Origin of the sequence: Tropicibacter sp. S64 (genome assembly GCF_049803835.1) — a bacterium.
Lineage (GTDB): Bacteria > Pseudomonadota > Alphaproteobacteria > Rhodobacterales > Rhodobacteraceae > Pacificoceanicola.
In genome coordinates, this window is the sequence record NZ_JBNAGK010000009.1 from 44,835 (window position 1) to 64,058 (window position 19,224).

The window sequence follows — 19,224 nt, forward strand, 5'->3', positions numbered from 1 at the left end:
CAATGACCGAGTGGCACAAATCGACCTGGCGCAGCAAGCCGCGGGTACAGATGCCCGACTATACGGACGAGGCCGCGCTGAATGCCGTCGAGGCACAGCTCTCCAAGTATCCGCCGCTGGTCTTTGCGGGTGAGGCGCGCTCGCTCAAGGGGCATCTGGCGGCGGCCGGGCGCGGGGAGGCTTTCCTGTTGCAGGGTGGCGATTGCGCCGAGGCCTTCGACCAGTTCAGCGCGAACGCGATCCGCGACACCTTCAAGGTGATGCTGCAGATGGCGATGGTGCTGACCTACGGCGCCAAGGTGCCGGTGGTGAAGGTGGGCCGCATGGCGGGGCAGTTCGCCAAGCCGCGCTCCGCACCGACGGAGGTGATCGACGGCGTCGAGCTGCCGAGCTACCGGGGCGACATCATCAACGAGCTGGCCTTCACCCCCGAGGCCCGCATCCCGAACCCGCAGAAGATGCTGCAGGCCTACACCCAGGCCGCCGCGACGCTGAACCTGCTGCGGGCCTTCTCGCACGGCGGTTACGCCGACGTGCACCAGGTGCACCAGTGGACGCTGGGCTTCACCGACCGCGAGGGCGCCGAGAAATACCGAGAGATGGCGGGCCGGATCACCGACACGCTCGACTTCATCAAGGCGGCGGGGGTCTCCGGCGAGCAGGCGCATACGCTGCAGGTGGTGGACTTCTACACCAGCCATGAATCGCTGCTGCTGGAGTACGAGGAGGCGCTGTGCCGCAACGACTCGACCTCCGGCAAGTGGCTGGCGGGCTCCGGCCACATGATCTGGATCGGCGACCGCACGCGGCAGCCGGACGGGGCGCATGTGGAATTCGCCCGCGGCGTGCTGAACCCGATCGGGCTCAAGTGCGGCCCGACTACCACCGCCGAGGACCTCAAGGTGCTGATGCAGAAGCTCAACCCGGCCAACGAGGCGGGCAAGCTGACGCTGATCGCCCGGTTCGGCGCGGGCAAGGTGGCCGAGCACCTGCCGCGCCTGATCAAGGCGGTGCAGGAGACCGGCGCGAATGTCACCTGGGTCTGCGACCCGATGCACGGCAACACCATCAAGTCGGCCACCGGGTACAAGACCCGGCCGTTCGACGCGGTCCTCAAGGAAGTGCGCGACTTCTTTGCCGTTCATGCGGCGGAGGGCACCATCCCGGGCGGCGTGCATTTCGAGATGACCGGCCAGGACGTGACCGAATGCACCGGCGGCGTGCGGGATGTGACGGAGGAGGATCTCTCCGACCGCTACCACACCGCCTGCGATCCGCGCCTCAACGCGTCGCAGTCGCTGGAACTGGCCTTCCTCGTGGCCGAGGAACTGACCAACCGCCGCAAGGTGGCGCAAGAGGCGGCCAACGGCTGACGCTGGCCCTCTGCGAGAAGAACAGCCCCGCCGCGCCGGTCGCGGCGGGGTTTTTTGTTGGGCAAGGCGTTTCGGGTGCTATCCTGTCGGCGGGTGTCGTGTTTCCGGAGGCCGATCATGTCCAGACTGTTCCTGCTTGTCCCGCTGTTCCTCGCCTGTCCCGTTGCCGCGCAGGATGGCCCGTCCTTCGACTGCTCCAGAGCAGGCAGCACGGTCGAGACGCTGATCTGCGCCGATCCCGCGCTGGCCGCGCTCGACCGGGCGGTGGCGGCGCAGTATGCGGCGGCGCAAGACGCCGTGGCGTCCGACCCCGCGGGCCTCGATACGCTGCGTGCGGTGCAGCGCGGCTGGATCAAGGGCCGCGACGATTGCTGGAAGGCGGCGGACCTGCGCGCCTGCGTCGAGCAGAGCTACCTGATGCGGGAGGGCGAGCTTGTGGCGCTCTACCTGCTGGACGAGGCGAGCGCGGTGGTCACCTGGACCTGTGACGGCAATCTGGCGAACGAGGTCGTGACGTGGTTCTTCGAAACCACCCTCCCGAGCGTCCGCTTCGAGCGCGGCGACAGCGTGGACGCGGGGCATGTGGCGATCTCCGGATCGGGCGCCCGCTACGAGGGCAGTTTCGGCCGGGAAATCTGGATCAAGGGCGACGAGGCCCTGTATACGGAGCCGGATGGCACGCAACTGAGCTGCGTGGCAAACGGCTGACCCGCACCGTGCCATGACCCTGTGAAATCACGAAAAAACGGGCCCGGATTTCTTCCGGACCCGCAGCAAGGACAGCCCACACCTGACGCCCGTGGGCCGTTCGGTCGTCACATCAATCGTCGTTCGAGACCACCAGCCGCAGGTGGCCGCGCTGCGCGAGCGGCTTGCGTGCGGGCTTTAGGGTGTCGAAGCGGGCAGGGCGCTCGGCAAGACCCGGATTCGCCTCCACCGGCTTCGGCGCGGACAGGCGCGGCAACGGCGCACGCTCGCCCTGCTCGGCCGGGGACAGGCTCCGGGGCTTGCCCGGGTTCGCCATCTTCAGCGCCGGCTTCACGTCCATGCTGACGATGGTGAACCGGCGCGGAGTGCGGCCGATGCGGCCCTGGCTGATCAGCGCCCCGAGCGCGCGGCTGACATCGCCGAAATCCGAGCGCAGCGGCAGGATCACCATATGCGCCTCCATGTCGGGCTTGCCGAAGCCACCCTCGGCCTTCAGCTCGATGTGCACGATGGCCTGATCGGTGAACAGCGCCTCGATGGCGGTGCCGAACTGCTCCCGGTCGCGCGGCGCGATCAGCGTCGACAGCGGCATTCCGGAAATCTGCATCCCCATCAGGTCGCTCAGGTGCGTGCCCGCCACGCGGACCTTGCCCATGGTCGGCGCGATGCGCTCCATCAGGAAGGCGTTCTCCAGAGCACTCTCCATGCCGCGCGGATCGACCTGGCTGCGCAGCGGGATCTGATCCTCGCCGCACAGGCCGAGCCAGTAGCTCTCGACCGCCCGAATGGGGGCCATCCGCCGCGCCTTTTCACGATCCGTCATCGAAACCACGTCCCGATCCTCGCCGCCATTGCCAAACATGTCTTCGCTCCTGGTCTGTCTTGTCCGGCAGGAGCCCCCTTCCGCCTGGATCATGTAATCATTCTTGCTGAAACATTACTAGCATGACGCGGTCTCAATTTCGCCCCATTTGTGACCAAGAGGTTAACGCCGCGCTAAACGGAAAGGTTTTCAGTGACTTGTGCATGGTTTCATAATAGTGCCGGATTCCAATGCGTTAACCTTTCTTAACAACGGCGAGGCTTGTCACGGGCCTGTACGGGGGGTACGCCGTTGCAACCATGGGAAGGAGGCCGGAATGCGGCAGTCGATGACGGGATTTGCCTCGGTGCAGGGGGAGGGGCTGGGACTCACCTGGACCTGGGAGCTGCGCGGGGTCAACGCCAAGGGGCTCGATCTGCGGTTGCGCCTGCCGGATTGGGTCGACGGGCTGGAAGCCGGCGTGCGGGCGCGACTCGGGGCATCGCTGCAACGGGGCAACGTGCAGGTGAACCTGCGCCTGACCTCCGCCCATGAGGAGGGCGCGCTGCGGCTCGACGAGCCGCAGTTGGCGACGGTGCTCGACGCCATGATGACCATCGAACAGGCGGCCATGTCGCTCGGCCTCTCGCTCGCCCCTTCCACCGCCGCCGACATCGTCGCGCTGCGCGGGGTGCTGACCGCCGAGGCGGCGGACACCGAGCAGGAAGCGCTTCTGGCCTGGCTGCTGCAGGACTTCGACACCGCTCTGACGGATTTCCTGCGGATGCGCCAGGCGGAGGGCGGCAAACTCGCCGAAGTGCTGACGCGCCAGACGGACGAGATCGCCGCGCTGGTGGAGGAGGCCGAAGCCCGCGCCGCCGAACGCGCCCCGGCGCAGGCGGAGCGGCTCCGCGCCCAGCTTGCCCGCGTCCTGGAGAATACCGACGGGCTGGACGAGAGCCGCATCGCCCAGGAACTGGCGCTGCTGGCGGTGAAGGCGGACGTGACCGAGGAGATCGACCGCCTGCGCGCCCATGTCGCCGCCGCCCGCGATCTGCTCGCCGCCGACGGCGCGGTCGGGCGAAAGCTCGACTTCCTCATGCAAGAGTTCAACCGGGAGGCCAATACGCTCTGTTCCAAATCCGGCGACGCGGCGTTGACCACCACCGGGCTTGCACTCAAGACGGTGATCGAACAGTTGCGCGAGCAGGTGCAGAACGTGGAATGAGACAGAGAAGGAACAGACAATGATCAAGCGGCGCGGCCTTCTCATCATCCTGTCCTCGCCCTCCGGCGCTGGCAAGTCGACGCTCTCGAAGCGGCTGCTTGCCTGGGACGACAGCCTGACCTTCTCGGTCTCCGCCACCACCCGCGCCCCGCGCCCGGGCGAGATCGACGGGCAGGATTACCACTTCATGACGCCAAACGCCTTCAAGCGGGCGGTGGCCGAGGACGGCATGCTCGAACATGCCCACGTCTTCGGCCACTTCTACGGCTCGCCGCGCCAGCCGGTGCAGGAGGCCATCGACGCCGGGCGCGACGTGCTCTTCGACATCGACTGGCAGGGCGCGCAGCAGATCCGCAACTCCGCCCTTGGCCAGCACACCCTGTCGATCTTCATCCTGCCGCCCTCGATCCCGGAACTGCACCGCCGCCTGGTCAGCCGCGGGCAGGACAGCATCGAGACCATCTCGAAGCGGATGCAGAAAAGCTGGGACGAGATCAGCCACTGGGGCAGCTACGATTACGTTCTGGTCAACGACGACCTTGACCGCACCTTCGAAGACCTGAAAACCATCGTCAGCGCCACCCGCCTGCGCCGCCTGCAACAGCCGATGCTGGTGAACCACGTGCGCAAGTTGCAGACCGAATTCGAGGAGTTGTCATGACATTGTATTCTCTGGATGGCATTGCGCCTGACATCGCCGAAGACGCCTGGGTCGCGCCGGATGCCAAGGTGATCGGCAAGGTGGTGCTGGAGGCGGGCGCGAGCGTCTGGTTCGGCTGTACCTTGCGCGGCGACAACGAGGAGATTCGGGTCGGCGCGGGCTCGAACGTGCAGGAGAACGTGGTGTGTCACACGGACATGGGCTATCCGCTGGTCATCGGGCCGGGCTGCACGATCGGCCACAAGGTCATGCTGCATGGCTGCACGATCGGAGAGAACACGCTTGTGGGCATGGGGGCGACGATCCTGAACGGCGCGAAGATCGGCAAGAACTGTCTGATCGGCGCCGGGGCGCTGGTGACCGAGGGCAAGGAGATCCCGGACGGCTCGCTGGTGATGGGCATGCCGGGCAAGGTGGTGCGGCAACTGGACGAGGCGGCCATCGAGGGGCTGCGCAGGTCGGCACAAGGCTACCAGCGCAACGCGCAGCGCTTCGCCAAGGGCCTGCGCGCGCTTTGAGAGGGGCGAAAATTTTTCGGGGCAAAAATTTTCTTCGGGGCTCCGCCCGTTCAACCCTCAAACAGTCCACTGGACTGTTTGCCGCTGCGCGGGCCGGGTTTCACCCCGTGGTATTTCCGGACCAAAGAAGACCGGCGCAGCGCCCGGTTTTCCCTGGCGGTTTCGGGATTGAACGGGTGATCTGAGCCATGCCGACACAAGACTATCTTGCCGCCCTGCCGCTGCCCGCGCTGCTGATCCGTGCCACCGAGCGGGTGGCGGGGGTCAATGACGAGGCGACCCGGCTGCTGGGCGAAGGTCTGATCGGACGGCATTTCATCACCGCCCTGCGCCAGCCCGCACTGCTCGATGCCATCGAGGCCTGCCTCTTGCGGCGGGAGCGGCGGGAGGCGGAATATCTGACGAAGGATGGCGATCAGGACACGACCTACCGGGTCTCCGTGCGCCCGGTGCCGCTCGACGAGGGGGGATTCGGCGCTCTGTGCTGTTTCCAGGACGTCACGCATCTGGAACAGTCCGACCGCATCCGCCGTGATTTCGTCGCCAACGTCAGCCACGAGTTGCGCACGCCCCTGACGGCCATCATGGGGTTCATCGAAACGCTGAAAGGCCCGGCGGCCAATGACGCCCCGGCGCGGATGCGCTTTCTCGACATCATGGATCGCGAGGCGGCGCGGATGAACCGGCTGGTCGGCGACCTGCTCTCGCTCAGCCGGGTGGAGCAGGAGGAGCGCGTCCGGCCCACGACCCGGGTCGATCCCGCCGATCTGATCCGCGGCACGCTGCACGGGCTGGCGCCGCTGGCGGAGGAGGCGGGGGTGACGCTGGCCTCGGAACTGCCGGAACGGGCCTTCGAGATCGCCGGGGACAGCGACCAGCTGCGGCAGGTACTGACCAACCTGATCGAGAACGCGATCAAGTACTCCGGGCAGGGCAGTTTCGTCACCGTCCGCCTGACCGCGCCGGAGTTCCGCCCGCGTCTGCGCTGCGAAGGGGTGCGGATCGAGGTGGCGGACACCGGCCCGGGCATCGACCCGCTGCACCTGCCGCGCCTGACCGAGCGATTCTACCGCGTCGACAGCCACCGCTCGCGCGAGAAGGGCGGCACCGGGCTTGGCCTCGCCATCGTCAAACACATCGTCTCCCGCCACCGTGGCCGCATGACGGTGGAAAGCACCCTTGGCAAGGGGACGAGCTTCTCGGTGATTCTGCCGGTCGGGTGACAGGAAGGTTTGCCCGGCCTGGGCTGCGGCCGGTCGGGGCAGGGCGGGGCCATATCCGCCATTTCGCAACGGTGGGCTGCGCGTCCGGCCATCCCTGTCAACCGCAGCGGCAGCCCGTGCGCGGCCGGACCATGGCTCCCGCTACGTCAGCCGAAGAACCGCCCGAAAATCGCGCCTTGTCATGAAACTGTTACATGACTGTCACAAAAGCATTGCGCGCGGTCCTTAGGACGCCCCTCAAGGCGGCATCAAGGGGATGGCCGTCACGAGACTTCAGGAGTTCGACATGAACATCAAGCTCACCGCTTCCGTGCTGGCCATCGCGGCCGCAGCCACCTCCGCCGCAGCCCGTGACAACGTGCAGGTTGCCGGGTCCTCCACCGTGCTGCCCTATGCCTCCATCGTGGCCGAAGCCTTCGGCGAGAACTTCGACTTCCCGACCCCGGTCGTGGAATCCGGCGGCTCCTCGGCTGGCCTCAAGCGCTTCTGCCAGGGCGTCGGTGAAGAGCACACCGACATCGCGAACGCCTCCCGCGCCATCCGCGAGAAGGAAATCGCCGCCTGTGCCGAGAACGGCGTGACCGACATCATCGAAGTGCGCATCGGCTATGACGGCATCGTCTTCGCTTCCCAGCTGAACGGCCCGGCCTACACCGCCTTCACCCCGTCCGACCTGTTCAACGCCCTCGCGCCGAAGGTCGTGAAGGACGGCGCGCTGGTCGACAACCCCTACACCAAGTGGTCCGACTTCAACGCCGACCTGCCGAGCGAAGAGATCCTCGCCTTCATCCCGGGCACCAAGCACGGCACCCGTGAAGTCTTCGAAGAGAAGGTGATCGCGGCGGGCTGCGAAGCCACCGGCGCCCTGGAAGCCATGATCGCTTCCGGCATGTCCGAAGACGACGCGGAAGATGCCTGCCTCGCCGTCCGCACCGATGGCCGCTCCGTGGACATCGACGGCGACTACACCGAGACCCTCGCCTCCATCGACGCCAACGCCAACGCCATCGGCGTCTTCGGCCTCGCGTTCTACGAGAACAACACCGACAAGCTGAAAGTGGCCACGATGTCCGGCGTCGAGCCGACCACCGAGACCATCGCCGCCGGTGACTACCCGGTCTCCCGCCCGCTGTACTTCTACATCAAGAAGGCCCACATCGGCGTGATCCCCGGCCTGAAAGAGTACGCCGAGTTCTTCGTCTCCGACGAGATCGCCGGCCCGGACGGCCCGCTCGCCGAGTATGGCCTCGTCTCCGACCCGGAACTGGCCGCGACCCAGGCCAAGGTGGCTGACGAAGTGACGATGAACGAAGGCATGTAAGCCTTCCCGGGCCCTCCGGCCCGAACAATTCGGGGGCGGCACATCCCGCCGCCCCCTTTCTTTTTCCGACCCTTCTCAAGATCAACCAGACCGCAAGCAAACGGGGGGCATATGCCTTTACTCTGGCTCATCGTCATCGTGTTCGGGATCGCGGCCGCAGGATACATCCTGGGCCGCGCTCGTGCGCTCGGCTCCGCCGGTGGAGAGATCCGCCAGATGCATTCGCTCCCGAGCTACTACGGCTCCAACGTCGCGATGAAGGTTCTGGCGCCCTCGCTTCTGCTGCTGCTGATCTGGCTCGTGGTCCAGCCGGTCTGGATCAACATGTCGGTCTCCGGCATGATCCCCGAGGGCGAAATCGCCGAGGGCTCCAATCTCGGGCTGGTGATGGCCGAGGTGCGCCGCACAGCCGATGGCCTCGACGCGGCCACCGCCGCCGGGCTGATGACGCAGACCGTGGCGAACGGCAGCGATCCCGTGGCCGTGACCGAAGGGCTGAAAGACGCCGGGCAGATCGTCACCTCCGACCTGACGCCCGCCGTCCTGAGCGCCGCGCAAGCGTACCGTGCCGAGCAGGCCTTTGCCCATCTGGTCATGGTCATTGCGGTGCTCGCCGTCGCGGGGCTCGGGTTCCTGTGGGGCATGAAGGAGGCGCATTTCGACTTCCGCGCCCGCAACACCGTCGAGAAGGGCATCAAGACGCTGCTCATCGCCGCCGCCTCCATCGCGATCCTGACCACCATCGGCATCGTGCTGTCTCTGATCTTCAACACCATTGAATTCTTCCGCCTTTACCCGGCTGCGGATTTCTTCACCCTGCTGGAGTGGGCTCCGAGTTTCTCCGGTCGTGGCGGCTCCTCCGCCCTGGGCATCCTGCCGCTGCTCTGGGGCACGCTCTACATCTCGTTCGTGGCACTGGTCGTCTCGGTGCCCATCGGCCTGTTCGCCGCCGTCTACCTCAGCGAATACGCCGGGCCGAAGATGCGCGCGATTGCCAAGCCGCTGCTGGAAGTTCTGGCCGGCATCCCGACCATCGTCTACGGCCTCTTCGCCCTGCTGACCATCGGGCCGATCCTGCTCGCGGTCTTTGGCGACGACGGCCTCGGCTGGATGCAGGGGCAGCGGGCTGTAATGACCGCGGGCATTGCCATGGGCATCATGCTGATCCCCTTCGTCTCGTCGCTCTCGGATGACATCATCAACGCTGTACCGCAGTCGCTGCGCGACGGCTCCTACGGGCTTGGCGCGACCAAATCCGAGACCATCAAGCAGGTGATCCTGCCCGCCGCCCTGCCGGGCATCGTCGGCGCGATCCTGCTGGCCGCCTCCCGCGCCATCGGCGAGACCATGATCGTCGTGCTCGGGGCAGGGGCCGCGGCCCGGCTCTCGCTCAATCCCTTCGAGGCCATGACCACCGTGACCGCCAAGATCGTCAGCCAGCTGACCGGCGACAGCGACTTTGCCTCGCCCGAGGCGCTCGTTGCCTTCGCGCTCGGCATGTCGCTCTTCGTCATCACCCTCGGCCTCAATGTCATCGCGCTCGCCATCGTGCGCAAATACCGGGAGCAGTACGACTGATGACCGACGCAACCATCAATCCCGCGCCGAAGCGCCATGGTGCGCTGACCGCCGCCGACGCACGCACTGCGAAACGCAACGCCGCCGAGAAGCGCTTCCAGATGTACGGCCTTGCCGCCATCGGCGCCGGTCTGTTCTTCCTCGTGGTGCTGCTGGTCTCCATCCTCGGCTCCGGTGTCGGCGCCTTCCAGCAGACCTTCATCACCGTCCCGGTCCACCTCGACGAAGCCAAGCTCGACAAAAAGGGCAACCGCGATCCGGCGGACCTCGCCAAGGTCTCGACCTTCGGCTATGGCCCGCTGATCGAGCAGGCCATCCTCGCCGCGGTGCAGGACGCGGGCATCGAGACACCGCTGCAGAAGTCCAAGGACATGAAGGCGCTGCTTTCCGCATCCGCCGCCGCGCAGGTGCGCGACGTGGTGCTGGCGAACCCGGAGCTGATCGGCCAGACCGTGGAATTCCGCATCCTCGCCGCCTCCCGCGTCGACGGCTACCTCAAGGGCCGGGTGCAGCGCGAGGACGTCGCCCGCGACAAGAACATCGACGCCGAACACCTCGACCTGACCGACGCCATGCGCGAGGCCGGGCTGGTGAAGAAATCCTTCAACCTCGACTTCATCTTCGGGGCCGACGCGTCCGAGTCGCGCCCGGAACAGGCCGGCATCGGCGTGTCGATGCTGGGCAGCTTCTTCATGATGATCGTCGTGCTGGTGCTGTCGCTGCCCATCGGCGTCGCCGCGTCCATCTATCTCGAAGAATTCGCGCCGCAGAACCGCTGGACCGATCTGATCGAGGTCAACATCTCCAACCTCGCCGCCGTGCCCTCCATCGTTTTCGGCATCCTCGGCCTTGCCGTCTTCATCCAGTTCGCCCACCTGCCGCAATCCGCGCCGCTGGTCGGCGGTCTCGTGCTGACGCTGATGACCCTGCCCACCATCATCATCTCGACCCGCGCCTCGCTCAAGGCGGTGCCGCCGTCGATCCGCGACGCGGCCCTCGGCATCGGCGCGTCGAAGATGCAGGCGACCTTCCACCATGTGCTGCCGCTGGCCATGCCGGGCATCCTGACCGGCACCATCATCGGCCTTGCGCAGGCGCTGGGTGAAACCGCGCCGCTGCTGCTGATCGGCATGGTCGGCTATATCGCCACCAACGTGCCGGACGGCATCGCCGCCGGATTCCTAGCGCCGAACTCCGCCATGCCGGCGCAGATCTACGAATGGGCCAAACGGGCCGACCCGGCCTATTACGAACGCGCCTGGGGCGGGATCATCATCCTTCTGGTCTTCCTGCTGACCATGAACCTCATCGCCATCATCCTGCGCCGCCGTTTCGAGCGCCGCTGGTAAGAGAATGCACGCCGCGGGCGCGACGACTTTGAGCACCGCCGGCAAAGGAGTTACCATGATGTACGACGCACCGCTATTTACGGAGAAAGACGTGACCGCAAAAGACATCAAGATCGGCGCGCGCGGCGTCCAGGTCTGGTACGGCGACACCCACGCCATCAGGGACGTGGATGTCGACATCGAGGACAAGACCGTCACCGCCTTCATCGGCCCCTCGGGCTGTGGCAAGTCGACCTTCCTGCGCACGCTGAACCGGATGAACGACACCATCGACATCTGCCGAGTCGAAGGAAAGATCGAGCTCGACGGCGAGGACATCTATGACAAGCGCGTCGACCCGGTGCAGCTGCGGGCAAAGGTCGGCATGGTCTTCCAGAAGCCGAACCCCTTCCCGAAGTCGATCTACGACAACGTCGCCTACGGCCCGCGCATCCACGGTCTGGCCAAGAACAAGGCCGAGCTTGACGACATCGTCGAGAAGGCCCTGCGCCGCGGTGCCATCTGGAACGAGGTCAAGGACCGTCTGCACGCCCCGGGCACCGGCCTCTCCGGCGGCCAGCAGCAGCGGCTGTGCATCGCCCGCGCCGTTGCCACCGAGCCGGAAGTGCTGCTGATGGACGAGCCGTGCTCCGCGCTCGACCCCATCGCCACCGCGCAGGTCGAGGAGCTGATCGACGAGTTGCGCCAGCAGTATTCCGTGGTCATCGTGACCCACTCCATGCAGCAGGCCGCCCGCGTCAGCCAGAAGACCGCCTTCTTCCACCTCGGCAACCTTGTCGAATACGGCGAGACCGCGACCATCTTCACCAACCCCTCGGACCCGCGTACCGAAAGCTACATCACCGGACGGATCGGATAAGCCATGCAGGACAAGACCCAGCACATCTCCTCCGCCTTCGACCGCGATCTCGAAGGCATCCAGGCCAAGATCCTCAAGATGGGCGGTCTGGTGGAGGTCGCCATCCGCGACGGCGCCATCAGCCTCGACACCGGCGATCTCGACCTGGCGGACAAGACCCGCAAGGGCGACAAGGCGATCGACGCCATGGAGGAGGCCCTCAACGAGGAGGCCGCCCGCGTCATCGCGCTCCGCGCCCCCACCGCCATCGACCTGCGGGTGATCCTCTCGGTCATGCGCATGTCCGCCAACCTCGAACGCATCGGCGATCTGGCCAAGAACATGGCCAAGCGCACCTCCGTACTCGCGGAGATGCCGAAAATCGACGGTGCCACCCAGTCGCTGCGCCGCATGGCGCGCGAGGTCGAGCTGATGCTCAAGGACGCGCTCGACAGCTATATCCAGCGCGACGAGGCGCTGGCGCTCGATGTCATCAGCCGCGACACCGAGATCGACCAGATGTACAACACGCTGTTCCGCGAGTTCCTGACCTTCATGCTGGAGGACCCGCGCAACATCACCGCCTGCATGCATCTGCACTTCATCGCCAAGAACGTCGAGCGCATGGGCGACCACGTCACCTCCATCGCCGAGCAGGTCGTCTTCCTCACCACCGGGCGCAAGCCCGAGGACCCGCGCGACAAGCTGGACACCACCTCGACGAACGCCACGCTCAGCACGCCGCTGAAGGACTGACAGGGGAGCCGCATCCATGTCCGATCAACCCACCGTGCTTCTGGTCGAAGACGAACCCGCACAGCGCGAGGTGCTGCGCTACAATCTGGAGGCCGAGGGCTTCCGGGTCGTGCCGGCGGAGAACGGCGAGGAGGGGCTTGTCCTGATGGACGAGGAAAACCCCGACGTGATCGTGCTGGACTGGATGCTGCCCAAGGTTTCCGGGATCGAGGTCTGCCGCCAGCTCAAGACCCGTCCCGAAACCCGGGGCGTGCCGATCATCATGCTCTCGGCGCGGTCCGAGGAGGTGGACAAGGTGCGTGGGCTGGAGACAGGGGCGGATGACTACGTGGTCAAGCCCTACTCGGTGATCGAACTCATGGCCCGCGTCCGGGCGCAGCTGCGCCGGGCGAGGCCCGCAGCCTCCGGACTGGTGCTGGAATACGAGGACATCCGCCTCGATTCCGGATCGCACCGCGTGACCCGGGGCGAGGACGCGCTGAAACTCGGCCCCACGGAGTTCCGCCTGCTGTCGACCTTCATGGAAAAGCCGGGCCGCGTCTTCACCCGCGAGCAACTACTCGACCGGGTCTGGGGCCGCGACATCTATGTCGACACAAGGACCGTCGACGTGCACGTGGGCCGTCTGCGCAAGGCGCTGTGCAAACACGGCGGCGAAGACCCGCTCCGTACGGTGCGCGGGGCAGGCTACGCGCTCGGGTAGGGCGGAACCGGATCCTTTCAAAGGATCCGGACCGAATTCTTGCGAAGAATTCGGCACCATTAACAAATTGTGACGCAACGTCAGGGCCTCATCGCCCATGGTATCGGTACCATGAATGATGCCCGGACCCAAATCTGTACGAAACTCGCAGAGAATCGTACCAAACTCCGGGCGTCGCGTGTGACGGGTGCGTTAACCTCTTGGTCCTGCGGCACCGGAAGCCACAAGAACTGGCCGTTGCAGGGCAACGCGCAGTGCGTTACCCCACCGCGCGCTCCGTTGATCCGGTCGGTTCTCGCGCAGAGATTAACCCGCCAGCTGGCAGATCCGCCGCACCGCCGCCGCGTAGCCTTCGGTGCCGAGACCGGCGATCACACCGTCGGCCCGCATCGAGATAAACGAGTGGTGCCGGAAGCTCTCGCGCTTGTGCACCTGGCTGATGTGGACCTCCATCACCGGCCCCTCGAAGGTGTTCAGCGCGTCCAGCACGGCAACCGATGTATGTGTGTAAGCCCCTGCGTTGATTACGATTCCGCAGGCCTTTTCCCGCGCCTCGTGGATCAACTCAACCAGTCCGCCCTCGTAATTGGTCTGTGCCTGATGGATCGCGAAGCCCTCGCTCGCGGCGCGCTGGCACAGGGCCGTCACGTCGTCCAGAGTCTCGCGACCATAGAGTTCCGGCTGGCGCTTGCCCAGCAGATTGAGGTTCGGTCCGTTCAGCACATAAATCGTCTTGGTCATTTCTCGCTCCCGCATTTGCTTTACGCTCTATCCCAAGCGTCTGAGTTTGAAAACAAAAACCGCCATTTGGCCCGTGATTTCCGCGCTGCGGCATGGTGTCCTGCACCGGTGTCATACGGGTGTTTCACGGGTCTGCTCAAACAGCACCAAAACCATCCGGTCGGATGACTCGGGCTGTCTTGGGGGACACGATGATCACGGTGCTTTTCTACTTCGGAGTCTGGGTCGGCTCCGCGCTCGGCGGCTTGCTGGTGCTCGAACAGGCGCTCGGTGTGCTGTTTCGGCGGGCCGCGGGTTGGCTGCCAGACGACCTCTGCGGACCGGAAGGCTGGCTGGTGGACACCACCCGCCGCGCCGGCGTGTTCGACAAGACCGCGCGGGGCTGAGCCGGGCGTTCATATCCGCCAGTCGGATCATGCCCGAATCCCCGGGTGCGGCGCCCGTTCGGCGTGTGTTTCATGCATGAACTGCCCGTTATCGTGCAGCATCGGCCCCGCCATGCCGGGCTATTGACATCACATTTTCGAGCGTGAATCGGTTTAATCCGCGTATAAAAGCGGCAAACCGTCCCGGGTTCGCCGCCAAAACGGGCAAACTCCGGCAAGTCCGGCTGCGCAGGCGGGAGATGATTGATCGCGGCGACCGGCCCGCGCTCCACTTGCCGTGCAGGGCGTTTAGGGTTCCGCTGCCGCACCGGCAGGCTTGGTCCGAGAAATGCCACCCGGCGGGCCAAATCCCGGCGGGCACACGGCGGGGCAAAATCCCGGGAGGATCACTGCGCAGGTTCACCCCGCGTCCCCTTTCCGTTCCGCCAGCGGGCCCGGACCTTTCCTCAAAACCCGGGCGGGACGCAGAACGGGGAAATCACATGACCAGAGCCAGGTTCCTGTCCGTCACCGCCCTTGCCATGGGGCTGCTGGGCGCGACGCTCCATCCTGCCGCCGCGCAGGAAAAGACAGATTTCAAGGTCGCGTGGTCGATCTACGTGGGCTGGATGCCTTGGGGGTATCTCGAAACCTCCGGCATCATGGACAAATGGGCCGAGAAATACGGCATCGACGTGGAGATCGTGCAGATCAACGATTACGTCGAGTCGATCAACCAATATACGGCGGGCGCCTTCGACGGGGTCTCGGCGACCAACATGGACACGCTCTCCATCCCTTCGGGCAGCGGCGTGGATACCACGGCGCTGATCATCGGCGACTATTCCAACGGCAATGACGCGGTGATCACCAAGGGCGACGCGACGCTGGCGGACCTGGCCGGGACCAAGGTGAACCTCGTGGAGCTCTCGGTCTCGCATTACCTGCTGGCGCGGGCGCTCGACTCGGCCGGGCTGGCGGAGAAGGATCTGGACGGCGTGGTGAACACCTCCGACGCCGACATGATCGCGGCCTATTCGACGGCGGATGTGAAAACGGTGGTGACTTGGAACCCGCTGGTCTCGGAGATCACCTCCTCCAACCCGGACGCCAAGGTGCTGTTCGACAGCAGCCAGATCCCGGGCGAGATCCTCGACCTGATGGTTGTCAACACGCAGACGCTGGCCGACAACCCGGCCTTCGGCAAGGCGCTGGTGGGGGCGTGGTACGAGGTCATGGGGCTGATGGCTTCGGGCGACGAGGCGGCGCTCAGCGCGATGGCGGAGGCCTCGGGCACGGACCTCGCGGGCTACAAGGCGCAGCTGGCCGCGACGGAGATGTTCTATGATCCGGCGGCGGCGGTGGCGCAGGCCTCCTCGCCCGACCTGCCGGGCACGATGACGGAGATCGCGGAATTCCTGTTCGACAAGGGCATCCTCGGCGAGGGCGCGCCCTCCGCGGATTTCGTCGGCATCGCCTATCCGGACGGCACCGTCAGCGGCTCGGAGGCGAACGTGATGTTCCGATTCGACGCCAGCTACATGCAGATGGCCGCCGACGGCGCACTTTGAGCCAGCAGGTCCCGGCTCAGGGCCGGGACTGCGTTTCTCCCGGATGGATCGCCCATGCGCCTGATCAACCGCAGACCCTCCCCGCCGCTTGCCGTCGTCCTCGCCGCGCTGCCCTTCGTGCTGGTGCTGATCGCCTATGCCATCGGCTCGGACATCCGGCTGACGGCGAACCCGGCGGACAAGCTGCTGCCGGCGCTCTCGACCATCGGCGAGACGGCGCAGCGGCTGTTCACCGAAGGCGACAAGCGGTCCGGCGATATCCTGCTGTGGAAGGACACCTGGGCCTCGCTCGCCCGGCTGCTCGGCGGTGTCGCCATTGCCGCCACGCTGTCGCTGCTCATCGGCATGGTGGTCGGCCTGCTGCCGCTGTTCCGGGCGACGCTCTCCGGCTTTGTCGCGGTGCTCTCCATGGTGCCGCCCCTGGCGCTCCTGCCGATCCTCTTCATCGTCTTCGGCCTTGGCGAGACCTCCAAGGTGGTGCTGATCGTCATCGGCATCACGCCCTTCATGACCCGCGATCTCGCGCAGCGGGTGCTCGACATCCCGCATGAACAGATCGTCAAGGCGCAGACTCTCGGCGCGTCCTCGCTTGTCATCGTCCTGCGCGTGGCGTTGCCGCAGGTGCTGCCACGGCTGATCGCGAATGTCCGCCTGTCGCTCGGTTCCGCCTGGCTGTTCCTGATCGCTGCGGAGGCGGTGGCGGCGGAGGTCGGCCTCGGCTACCGCATCTTCCTCGTGCGCCGCTACCTCGCGATGGACGTGATCCTGACCTATGTCATCTGGATCACGCTGCTCGCCTTTGTCCTAGACTGGCTGCTCAAACAGCTCTCGCGCAAGGCGTTTCCGTGGATGGAGGCGGGGCTATGAGCTTTGTCGAAGTCCGGGACGTCTGGCAGGCCTACGGCGGGCGCTCGATCATCGAGCGGGTCAATCTCGACGTGGCGGAGGGGGAGTTCGTCTCCATCGTCGGCGCGTCCGGCTGTGGCAAGTCCACCTTCCTGCGGCTCCTGCTGGCCGATGAGCGCCCGGTGCGCGGGTCGATCACCGTGGACGGCGGCACCGTGGCGGTGGAGCCGGGGCGGGAGCGCGGCGTGGTGTTCCAGCGCTACAGCGTCTTCCCACACCTGACGATCCGTGAAAACCTGATCGCCGGCGAGGGCTTTGCCACCGGCCTCGGCTGGCTCCGGGGCAGGGCGCGCAAGGATGCCGAAGCCCGCGCCGACGCCATGCTGACCCGCATCGGACTCAACCATGTGGCGGCGCAATACCCGGTGAGCCTGTCGGGCGGGATGCAGCAACGCCTCGCCATCGGGCAGGCGCTGACCGCCAAACCGCGTGTGCTGCTGCTCGACGAGCCATTCGGGGCGCTCGATCCCGGCACCCGCCTCCAGATGCACGCCTTCCTGCAGGAACTGCGGGCGGAGACCACCATGACCGTCTTCATGGTAAGCCACGATCTCGAAGAGGCGTTCAAACTGGGCGATCGGGTGCTGGTTTTCGACAAACCGCGTTGGGACCCGCAGGACCCGGGGCTCTATGGTGCCACCGTGACCTATGATTTCGATGCGCGGGATGGCGGGATGCCGTTTCAGCACATCCTCGACAAATACCCATCCTTGCGAAAGGCCGAGCCGGTTCCGGAGCCGGTCTGACTGAACACCCCTGCGCGCCGCCGGGCCCCGCGCAGGGGACAGCCAAGGCCCGGACCTTATGGCCCCCGAGGGGGCAACCGATTGGGAGACAGAGATGTTTTCTGAGATTCACCGCGCGGAGGCCCGCGCCCGCGATCCCCGCGCCCTGGCGCTGCGCCATTTAGGCCGCGACCAGCGTCACCATCACCCGGACCTGACCAAGCTGGCGGGCTGGAAGGCGATGCGCAAGGAAGCCGAACTGCCCGAAGGCCGCTGGGCCGAGGAGCGGGCCTGGGCGCTGCGCATGGGCCTGACCGGGGCCGACAGCATCGACGACAAGTCGATCCCGACCTTTGCCCGGGGGGAGCTGCCGCATTACGCCGGGATCAACACCTTCCTCAAGGCGCCCTATACGGAGGACGTTCTGGAGGTCGCGCATTACGATGCCACGGTCCTTGGCATTCCCTTCGACGGCGGCACCACCTACCGCCCCGGCACCCGCTTCGGCCCGCAAGGCGTGCGCAAGATCAGCGCGCTCTATACGCCCTACAACTACGAGATCGGCGTCGATCTGCGCGAGCAGATGACGCTTTGCGATGCGGGCGATGTGTTCACCATTCCCGCCAATATCGAGAAGAGCTTCGACCAGATCAGCCGCGCCGTATCCCATGTGTTTTCAAGCGGCTCGCTGCCGATCATGATCGGCGGCGACCATTCCATCGGCTTTCCCTGCGTGCGGGGCATCGCCGAATGCACCTCCAAGAAGATCGGCATCGTCCACTTCGACCGCCACGCCGACATTCAGGAAAAGGACCTCGACGAGCGCATGCATACGACGCCGTGGTTCCACTCCACCAACCTGCCGAACGTGCCGGCGAAGAACCTCGTGCAGATCGGCATCGGCGGCTGGCAGGTGCCGCGAGAGGCGGTGAAGGTCGCTCGCGAGCGCGAGACCAACATCATCACCATGGGCGACATGGAGAAGATGGGCATCGACAAGACCATCGAGATGGCGCTGGACCTGGCCTGGGACGGGGTGGACATGGTCTACATGTCCTTCGACATCGACAGCATCGACTGCGGCTTCGTGCCCGGCACCGGCTGGCCGGAACCGGGTGGTTTCCTGCCGCGCGAGGCGCTGGCGCTGGCCTCTGGCGTGGCGGCGGAGGGCATCTGCGGCATGGAACTGGTGGAGGTCTCGCCGCCCTATGACACCTCCGATATCACCGCGCTGATGGGAACGCGGGTGATCGTGGATGTGCTGGGGGCGATGGTCTCGAACGGGACGCTGGGCAAGCACAAGGTCCATATCGACAAGCCGGTCTCGATCCCGCACGGCGCGTTCGAGGGCAAGCGCTGGTCCAACCCGTCGCCGCACAAGGTGGGCTGAGCCATGCCGCACGATCACCATCACCACCACGGTCATCATCATCACTACGACCACCACCACCCGCATAACCACAACCACAGTCATGACGCCGAGCATCTGCACAGCCATATGCACGACGTGGACGAGGCGGCGGACCTGCAGGTTCTGGCGGCGCAGTTCATCGACGGGTTTGTCACGGCGAAGGACAAGACGAGTTACCTCAAACTCGCGGGCGTCCCCTTCGAGCGGCCGGGCAAGGGCGGGGCGAAAGCGCTGAAGCTGGTGGACGTGGAACTGACCACCGATTGGCAGGTCGGCACCGCCTCACCCTCCTTCGGCTCCCGCGAACTCAGCTACCTGCCGTTCCCCGGTGAGATGGTGCGGGAGCGGACGAACATGGGTCTGGTCTATGTCTCCATGGACGAGAAATCCGTGCTGGACCTGCGCGACTTCCTGGCGGCACGGAAGCGCGACATCGAGACCTGAGGG

The 19,224-nt window shown here is 65.9% G+C and carries 20 protein-coding genes and 1 riboswitch; of the genes, 18 read left to right on the forward strand and 2 right to left on the reverse strand.

Translation table 11 applies throughout. The features are described from left to right. The first annotated feature begins 2 nt into the window (after positions 1–2). The gene (locus tag ACP159_RS14955; protein WP_425100513.1) at positions 3–1,373 is read left to right on the forward strand and encodes a class II 3-deoxy-7-phosphoheptulonate synthase; all 1,371 of its coding nucleotides are present in this window, start codon (positions 3–5) and stop codon (positions 1,371–1,373) included. Between the two features lie 117 nt (positions 1,374–1,490). Continuing rightward, positions 1,491–2,081, forward strand: a complete 591-nt coding sequence (locus ACP159_RS14960; RefSeq protein ID WP_425100514.1) for a lysozyme inhibitor LprI family protein — start codon at positions 1,491–1,493, stop codon at positions 2,079–2,081. A 112-nt stretch (positions 2,082–2,193) separates the two neighbouring features. Here ACP159_RS14960 and ACP159_RS14965 read toward each other — a convergent pair whose 3' ends face one another. Further along, entirely contained in the window at positions 2,194–2,943 is a 750-nt protein-coding gene (locus ACP159_RS14965; RefSeq protein ID WP_425100515.1) for a PAS domain-containing protein, read from the reverse strand. Positions 2,944–3,220: 277 nt separating this feature from the next. Between ACP159_RS14965 and ACP159_RS14970 the strand changes: the two genes are divergently transcribed. From ACP159_RS14970 to phoB, 10 genes are all read left to right on the forward strand, one after another. After that, entirely contained in the window at positions 3,221–4,111 is an 891-nt protein-coding gene (locus ACP159_RS14970; RefSeq protein WP_425100516.1) for a YicC/YloC family endoribonuclease, read from the forward strand. Between the two features lie 19 nt (positions 4,112–4,130). Further along, a complete protein-coding gene (gene gmk / locus ACP159_RS14975) occupies positions 4,131–4,772 on the forward strand; it encodes a guanylate kinase (RefSeq protein ID WP_425100517.1) in 642 nt (213 codons plus the stop codon). Further along, complete coding sequence (locus ACP159_RS14980) at positions 4,769–5,290, forward strand: gamma carbonic anhydrase family protein (protein WP_425100518.1); 522 nt, start codon at positions 4,769–4,771, stop codon at positions 5,288–5,290. The genes gmk and ACP159_RS14980 overlap by 4 nt, the downstream gene beginning before the upstream one ends. Positions 5,291–5,478: 188 nt before the next feature. Then, the gene (locus ACP159_RS14985) at positions 5,479–6,513 is read left to right on the forward strand and encodes an ATP-binding protein (RefSeq protein WP_425100519.1); all 1,035 of its coding nucleotides are present in this window, start codon (positions 5,479–5,481) and stop codon (positions 6,511–6,513) included. A 286-nt stretch (positions 6,514–6,799) separates the two neighbouring features. Further along, positions 6,800–7,834, forward strand: coding sequence for a substrate-binding domain-containing protein (locus ACP159_RS14990; RefSeq protein ID WP_425100520.1), 1,035 nt, complete (start codon positions 6,800–6,802; stop codon positions 7,832–7,834). Between the two features lie 111 nt (positions 7,835–7,945). After that, positions 7,946–9,412 (forward strand): phosphate ABC transporter permease subunit PstC, encoded by a 1,467-nt coding sequence (gene pstC / locus ACP159_RS14995; protein WP_425100521.1) that lies wholly within the window; start codon positions 7,946–7,948, stop codon positions 9,410–9,412. Next, a complete protein-coding gene (pstA, locus tag ACP159_RS15000; protein WP_425100523.1) occupies positions 9,412–10,761 on the forward strand; it encodes a phosphate ABC transporter permease PstA in 1,350 nt (449 codons plus the stop codon). Before pstC ends, pstA begins: the two co-directional genes overlap by 1 nt. A gap of 58 nt (positions 10,762–10,819) precedes the next feature. Beyond that, entirely contained in the window at positions 10,820–11,620 is an 801-nt protein-coding gene (gene pstB / locus ACP159_RS15005) for a phosphate ABC transporter ATP-binding protein PstB (protein ID WP_425100708.1), read from the forward strand. 3 nt (positions 11,621–11,623) lie between these two features. Continuing rightward, positions 11,624–12,355: a phosphate signaling complex protein PhoU gene (gene phoU / locus ACP159_RS15010; RefSeq protein WP_425100525.1), complete on the forward strand. Its 732-nt coding sequence runs from the start codon at positions 11,624–11,626 to the stop codon at positions 12,353–12,355. A 16-nt stretch (positions 12,356–12,371) separates the two neighbouring features. Then, positions 12,372–13,058 carry a phosphate regulon transcriptional regulator PhoB gene (gene phoB / locus ACP159_RS15015; protein ID WP_425100526.1) on the forward strand — a complete coding sequence of 229 codons (687 nt, stop codon included), beginning with the start codon at positions 12,372–12,374 and terminating at the stop codon, positions 13,056–13,058. Between the two features lie 306 nt (positions 13,059–13,364). On the opposite strand, the gene aroQ is transcribed toward phoB, so the two are convergent. Further along, complete coding sequence (aroQ, locus tag ACP159_RS15020) at positions 13,365–13,799, reverse strand: type II 3-dehydroquinate dehydratase (RefSeq protein ID WP_425100527.1); 435 nt, start codon at positions 13,797–13,799, stop codon at positions 13,365–13,367. 191 nt (positions 13,800–13,990) lie between these two features. On the opposite strand from aroQ, the gene ACP159_RS15025 reads away from it, so the two are divergent. From ACP159_RS15025 to ACP159_RS15050, 6 genes are all read left to right on the forward strand, one after another. Next, a complete protein-coding gene (locus tag ACP159_RS15025; RefSeq protein ID WP_425100528.1) occupies positions 13,991–14,185 on the forward strand; it encodes a hypothetical protein in 195 nt (64 codons plus the stop codon). Between the two features lie 277 nt (positions 14,186–14,462). Then, a riboswitch (guanidine-I (ykkC/yxkD leader) is annotated at positions 14,463–14,571 on the forward strand. Positions 14,572–14,667: 96 nt separating this feature from the next. Further along, positions 14,668–15,735 (forward strand): putative urea ABC transporter substrate-binding protein, encoded by a 1,068-nt coding sequence (locus ACP159_RS15030; RefSeq protein ID WP_425100529.1) that lies wholly within the window; start codon positions 14,668–14,670, stop codon positions 15,733–15,735. A 54-nt stretch (positions 15,736–15,789) separates the two neighbouring features. Next, positions 15,790–16,602 (forward strand): ABC transporter permease, encoded by an 813-nt coding sequence (locus ACP159_RS15035; RefSeq protein ID WP_425100530.1) that lies wholly within the window; start codon positions 15,790–15,792, stop codon positions 16,600–16,602. Continuing rightward, positions 16,599–17,387, forward strand: a complete 789-nt coding sequence (locus ACP159_RS15040) for an ATP-binding cassette domain-containing protein (RefSeq protein ID WP_425100531.1) — start codon at positions 16,599–16,601, stop codon at positions 17,385–17,387. The genes ACP159_RS15035 and ACP159_RS15040 overlap by 4 nt, the downstream gene beginning before the upstream one ends. A gap of 94 nt (positions 17,388–17,481) precedes the next feature. Beyond that, entirely contained in the window at positions 17,482–18,756 is a 1,275-nt protein-coding gene (locus tag ACP159_RS15045; RefSeq protein WP_425100532.1) for an agmatinase family protein, read from the forward strand. A gap of 3 nt (positions 18,757–18,759) precedes the next feature. Beyond that, positions 18,760–19,221 carry a hypothetical protein gene (locus tag ACP159_RS15050; protein ID WP_425100533.1) on the forward strand — a complete coding sequence of 154 codons (462 nt, stop codon included), beginning with the start codon at positions 18,760–18,762 and terminating at the stop codon, positions 19,219–19,221. The last annotated feature ends 3 nt before the right edge of the window (positions 19,222–19,224 follow it).